A 6,110-nucleotide genomic window follows, 5' to 3' on the forward strand; every position below is an offset into this window, starting at 1 on the left:
TAACAAATTTAAACATTAAAGCGCAATAAATTCAAAATATAAAACATTTTGTTTTCAATAATCGATATAGAAACCACAGGACAGAGCTATAAAAACGGTAAAATTACTGAAATTGCCATTTATCAGCACAACGGGCAGGAAATTACCGACTCGTACTCAACACTGATTAACCCGGAAATGGATATTCCATATTTTATTACAGAACTGACAGGAATTGATAACCACATGGTAAAATCGGCTCCTAAGTTTTACCAGATTGCCAAAAAGATTGTAGAAATGACCATGGGCAGAACTTTTGTGGCCCACAATGTTAGTTTTGATTATAAATTTATACAGGAAGAGTACAGACGTTTAGGCTACGATTACCACCGAAAAACCATGTGTACGGTTAAGTTATCGCGCAAGCTTTTGCCCGGGTACCAATCGTATTCGCTTGGGAAGTTATGCGCTCAACTCGGAATTGAAATCAATGGCCGGCATCGCGCTGCCGGCGATGCGCTTGCCACTGCAAAGTTATTTAATATGCTGGTTGACCGAAGTGATTTACTGGGTAATCCGAAAGCAGTTAACAACTACAAATTGTTTTAATCAGCTGTTTCTTCGCTTGTTGTTTCTTCGTCCTCGGTTTCCGAAAAATCGAGCATATCTTTTTCCTGTAAAGCGTTATACCACAACAATACTTTTTTGATATCGGAAACATAAACACGTTCCTGATCGTAATCAGGCAACACTTTTTCGAAATATGCTTTTAACTCATTTCCCGAAGATTTTGGAGAAATAGCTGCACCTCCATTTTCGCTGTCTGAAATAGATTTAAAAACATCTTTCAAAGGGATGTCTCCTTCGTAGGTATAAATGGCAATATCTTCCAATGCCGATACTTTTGCGGTAGAATAAACTGGTATACGTTTTTTTGTATCTAACGATTCTACAATAATGCTGTTTTTACTTTCGGCAACCATTTTAAAAAGTCCCGAGTGTCCTGAAATTGCTAATATCCCTTTTAACATGACTATCTAAATTTTCGGCGAAGATACAATTTTTACAGTTTTCGAAAAGCCGAACCTACGATGTAATAAGCCGGGAGCCTGCAAGACTTTGCATACTCCCGGCTCAAAATATTAATTTACAAACACTTAAACCAAGCGTTAAAACAATTTAATTAAATCCTATTTTATAAATAATGCCTGTTTTAAACCACCTTCCCGGCTGAATAACATTGCCAATATCGTTGTATTCTTTATCAAAAATATTATTTACCGAAACAAACACTGAATACTTTTTTTGCTGGTAATTTAATTTTCCGTCGAACACGGCAAAAGCTTCGTAGTTTACCTCCTCAACCGGCAGTTTATTTTCAAAAAGCGTATACGTTCCTTCCCTGTCCTGAAAAACAAAACGTAAATCGAATGTTAATCCACTGGCCAGTTGCTGGCTAAACGAGCTCACCAACTTGTGTTTTAAGTTATCCAATGCGTAATTCGAAACAAAATCTGCATCCACTTTCTCTACATTATTATATAAATAGCTTATTTGTACGTTTGGCAATTGTTTCCCAAACTTATTTCGTAAAAGCAATTGTGCCTGAATCTCGGTTCCAAGGTTATTAATTTCGGTCAGGTTTTGCGGCTGCCAGATTTCGGTGTCCGGATTTTCTTTTACCCAGTCAATAATGTCTTTCCCCTGGCGATAAAAAACAACAGCATGCCCTCTAATCCAGTCCGAACTATACTTTACTCCCCCTTCTATAGTTGCTGATTTTTCTGGTTTCAAATCGGGGTTTCCAATATTCGACGGACCATCGTAATACAAGTCGGTGAATGTTGGCATGCGTAACGATGTATTGTAACTGGAGTAAAGTTTAACTGCGTCAGAGGCTTTGTAACTCACATCAATTCCTGGAAACACATTCACTCCCAAATCACTCCCCGAAATATAATTGGTCATCAGTCCGGCAGTAAAAGTCCAGTTATTGCGGTACAAGGCATGCTCTAAAAAACCGGAGATAATTTCTCGCTCGTCTGACTTTGTAAACTGAGCATCTTCACCCGGAACATCAATAGGCCTATCCATTTCGTTGCCCAATACATTACTAAATATTTCTTCCGACCGAAACTCTACACCAAATGCTGTTTTTCCGGCTGCCCATTTTACCCACCAATTTAAGTTGGTACCATAAACCTTGGTTAAATGATAATTATGCGAAGAGTACCAGCCCGGCATGGTGTCGTTTCCCCAAGTGTAGTAACCGTCATTTGTTGGTTTGTATTTATCGGTACGATAAAGTTCAAATCTATCCTGGTGCCTTCGGTAATAGGTTGCCGGACTAAAATGGAAAGTACCCTGACTTTCCCATTTTGCCGAAGCAAACAATGTTTTGGTAGCTTCATACTGATTTGGATATTTGGGCGTATAAAAGCTGTTGGCACCAAAACCTTTTTCAGAAATCCCGAGCTGGAATTTCAACACTCCTTTGGTGGTGTTTAGCCGGGTTGAATAAAACCCGTTTAATTCGTTAAAATCGGTATTGTTAATATACCCATCTGACCTTTTTCCGCTAAATGCCAGCAGATGCTGCAATTTACCCGTAGAAAATGCTCCCGAAAGGTTTCCATCAAAATAACCATAGCTTCCACCCGATACAGCTGCTTCTACCTCGCTAGAAGCACTTTGCCGTGTAACAATATTTATGGCCCCCGAAAAAGCGTTGGGCCCGTATACACGTGCTGCTGGTCCTTGAAGAACTTCTATCCGCTGGATCTGGGCTAAACTTACCGGAAGATTTAAATTGTGATGGCCGGTTTGCGGGTCGGTGATATTAATGCCATTTAACAAGATTAAGGTTTGGTCGAAAGTACCGCCGCGAACGCTTACATCCGCTTGCACTCCCTCGGTACCACGTTGTCGTACATCAATGGCAGCAATGTACTCCAACAAATCCTGAACACTTTGAGCCGGTGCCGTCTCAATTTCTTTTCTCTCAATCACGGAAACAATCCGTGCCACCTGCGAATACAAAGCAGGCGTTCGTTGCGCACTAACCTCAATCTCATCAAGGTCGAACTCCATTTTAACTTCAGAAGTATCCTGAACAATTGCCATTGAGATTACCGGTGCTGAAATAAAATAAATAACCGATAAAACTGCTATAACAACTTGTTTTCGGACAGTGAGAAATGAAGAATAATTTTTTCTTCCCCACCTTCTGAAAGTTAAAACGGATTGCGCATTCTGGTTTAACTTTACATTTCTCATTGTATTAATTTTTTGAATTTATATGGGTTTTAAGAAAATCGATTTATTCGAATCGACTCAATCATCCATAAATTCGGGAGGCAAATATACAACTTAAATTGGTTTACACGAGGCTTTCCAAAATCAACTATCGACCGAAACAAAGAGTTAACAAAGCCTTGCGTAACTTTTAACCAATCAACACCTTACACACAATAGAGAATCTTTATATCGTATAGAAAGAATCAACCAATTTATTGCTTCATTTATTTGCAAATAGGGAGGACTTTGTCTTAAATTTGTTTAGACAAATTAAAAATAACGCGCCATGACTCAGATTCAATTTAATAACGCTTTGCTCGGATTGAGCGACAAATTACACTACTATGCCTTAAGTTTAACTGCCGACTCGGAAAAGGCTGACGACCTGTTGCAGGAAACTTTTCTGAAAGCATTAACCTATCGTGATAAGTTTACACAGAACACGAATTTTAAAGCATGGATATACACCATTATGAAGAACACCTTTATTAATGATTACCGTAGAAATGTTAAAACAAAGAACACCTTTGATGGTTCAAACAACGATTTCCATCTAATGTTTTCAAAAGATAAAGTTTATCCTGCTCCGGATTCATTTTACAGCTCGAAAGAGATAAACAAGAGCATCAATGCTTTAGAAGATGAATACCGCATTCCGTTTACAATGTTTTTAGACGGTTATAAATACAAAGAAATTGCCGAAGAGCTGGATTTGCCATTGGGAACGGTTAAAAGTCGCATCTTTTTCACGCGTAAAAAGCTGGAAAAAGCATTGAACGAATACGCAGAAAATTAATAATAGAGAAAGTGAATTGGTTTTTGGAAAGGTCTTCAAGTTGAAGACCTTTTTTTATTTTTGAAAAAATAAACATTTACCATGAAGAAAATTGCGGTTCATTTAGCCGAAGGATTTGAAGAAATTGAAGCTATAAGTATTATCGATGTGCTAAGGCGTGCCGATTTGGATATAGAAATTGTTTCGATGAACAAAACAATGGAAGTTACCGGGTCACACCAAATCACCGTGAAAGCCGATACCTTGTTTGAAGACCTGGATTACGATAACATCGATATGATAGTGCTTCCGGGCGGAATGCCGGGGGCGGCAAATTTAAAAGCTCACAGCGGCCTACGTGAGCAAATCTTAAATTTTAATGATATGAAAAAGCCACTGGCAGCTATTTGTGCAGCTCCGATGGTTTTTGGCAACCTGGGTTTGCTGAAAGAAAAACAGGCAACCTGTTACCCGGGATTTGAAGATGAATTACACGGGGCAATTATTACCGGAGAGGCAGTGGAGGAAGCAGGAAATATAATTACCGGAAAAGGTGCCGGTGTTGCTATCGATTTTGCTTTAAAAATTGTGGAAAAGTTTAAGGGAAAAGAAGTTGCCAATGAACTGGGTGCTAAAATGATTGTACAGTAAAAAATATTACAACAAAAAAGCCGCCTCAATTTATGAAGCGGCTTTTTTATATCTCAAACTAACTTATTTCGTTTTTTCTTCAATCCAGTTTTTGGCATTTACAAAAGCCTGAATCCATGGAGCAACCTCATCGGCTTTTCTGCCGGCAGGATAATTTGCCCAAAGGTGCGGTTTGAAAGCACGCTCCAGGTGAGGCATCATTACCAAATGACGACCATCATCAGAACACAATGAGGCAGCGTTAAAGTGCGATCCGTTAGGATTACCCGGATAACCTTCGTTGCTGTATTTCATCGGAATATTGTACTGATCTTCGTTAAACGGCAGGTAGAATTTACCTTCGCCGTGTGCCACCCAGATTCCGAGTTTCATGCCGGCCATATTTTCCAACATCACCGATTTGTTATCCTGAATATCAACATTCAGGAACGACGATTCAAATTTGCCCGATTCGTTGTGCAACATCTTGGGCTGAATACTGTGTTCAGGATAAACTACGCCTAATTCTACCATTACCTGGCAACCGTTACAAACACCTAAACTCAGTGTATCTTCACGCTGGTAAAATTTCTCCAGTGCAACACGTGCTTTCTCGTTGAATTTAAAAGCTCCGGCCCAGCCTTTTGCCGAACCAAGTACATCGGAGTTAGAGAATCCACCAACGAAAACAATCATATTCACGTCTTCCAGGGTTTCGCGTCCTGCAATAAGGTCGGTCATGTGAACATCTTTCACATCCATTCCGGCAAGGTACATGGCGTAAGCCATTTCGCGGTCACCATTTACACCTTTCTCACGAATAATGGCAGCTTTAACTCCCGATGCTGTTCGACGTTTCAGGTCGATACCTAAATCGGCAGCTTTTCCGGTGAAATCTTTAAAATCAAATTTTAAAGCCTGGTTTTTATAATTCTGGTAACGCTCAAGGGCTTTTTCTTCTCCACTTTGTTTGCGGTCTAATAAATACGAAGTTTTAAACCATAACTCGCGTAAGGAGTTGATATCAAAGTCAGCCTCAATGGTACGGTTCATCACCCTCACTTTGCGGTAAGGAACAGGAAATCCTAACGACAGAAAGTCAACACCTGCTTCTGTCAGTTGCTTTTTCACTTCGTCGCCATCTGCACACTGAATTACAATTCCGGGATTCTCGGCCAACAGAATTTTTGCCAGATCTTCTTCCTCAAAAGCAGTTACATCTACTTTCATTCCGCCTTTTACATTGGCAAAACACATCTCAAGCAATGCAGTGATCAGACCTCCGGAAGCCACATCATGCCCGGCAAGAATAAGATCCTGTTCGATAAGATCCTGAACTTTATTAAATGCTGTTACAAATTTTTCCGGATCGGCAACGGTTGGAGCAACACGTCCCAGTTTATTGATTGATTGCGCAAAAGCACTTCCG

Annotated in this window: 6 protein-coding genes; 3 read left to right on the forward strand and 3 right to left on the reverse strand. The window is 39.8% G+C overall.

What is annotated here, in order from left to right; all coding sequences use genetic code 11:
- Window positions 1-48: 48 nt before the first annotated feature.
- Window positions 49-588: an exonuclease domain-containing protein gene (locus QZ574_RS12355; protein WP_297089891.1), complete on the forward strand. Its 540-nt coding sequence runs from the start codon at window positions 49-51 to the stop codon at window positions 586-588.
- On the opposite strand, the gene QZ574_RS12360 is transcribed toward QZ574_RS12355, so the two are convergent.
- Window positions 585-1,010: a DUF5606 domain-containing protein gene (locus QZ574_RS12360; protein WP_297089892.1), complete on the reverse strand. Its 426-nt coding sequence runs from the start codon at window positions 1,008-1,010 to the stop codon at window positions 585-587. The genes QZ574_RS12355 and QZ574_RS12360 overlap by 4 nt on opposite strands.
- Before the next feature lie 148 nt (window positions 1,011-1,158).
- On the reverse strand, window positions 1,159-3,255 hold the full coding sequence (locus tag QZ574_RS12365; RefSeq protein WP_297089893.1) for a TonB-dependent receptor: 2,097 nt from the start codon (window positions 3,253-3,255) through the stop codon (window positions 1,159-1,161).
- 307 nt (window positions 3,256-3,562) lie between these two features.
- On the opposite strand from QZ574_RS12365, the gene QZ574_RS12370 reads away from it, so the two are divergent.
- The gene (locus tag QZ574_RS12370) at window positions 3,563-4,072 is read left to right on the forward strand and encodes a sigma-70 family RNA polymerase sigma factor (protein ID WP_297089894.1); all 510 of its coding nucleotides are present in this window, start codon (window positions 3,563-3,565) and stop codon (window positions 4,070-4,072) included.
- A gap of 81 nt (window positions 4,073-4,153) precedes the next feature.
- Entirely contained in the window at window positions 4,154-4,702 is a 549-nt protein-coding gene (locus QZ574_RS12375) for a DJ-1 family glyoxalase III (protein ID WP_297089895.1), read from the forward strand.
- 63 nt (window positions 4,703-4,765) lie between these two features.
- On the opposite strand, the gene QZ574_RS12380 is transcribed toward QZ574_RS12375, so the two are convergent.
- Window positions 4,766-6,110: phosphoribosylformylglycinamidine synthase subunit PurQ (locus tag QZ574_RS12380; protein WP_297089896.1), on the reverse strand; the 1,345-nt coding region annotated here is incomplete at its 5' end.

The organism is uncultured Draconibacterium sp. (assembly GCF_913063105.1).
In the GTDB taxonomy this organism is placed as follows: Bacteria; Bacteroidota; Bacteroidia; order Bacteroidales; family Prolixibacteraceae; genus Draconibacterium.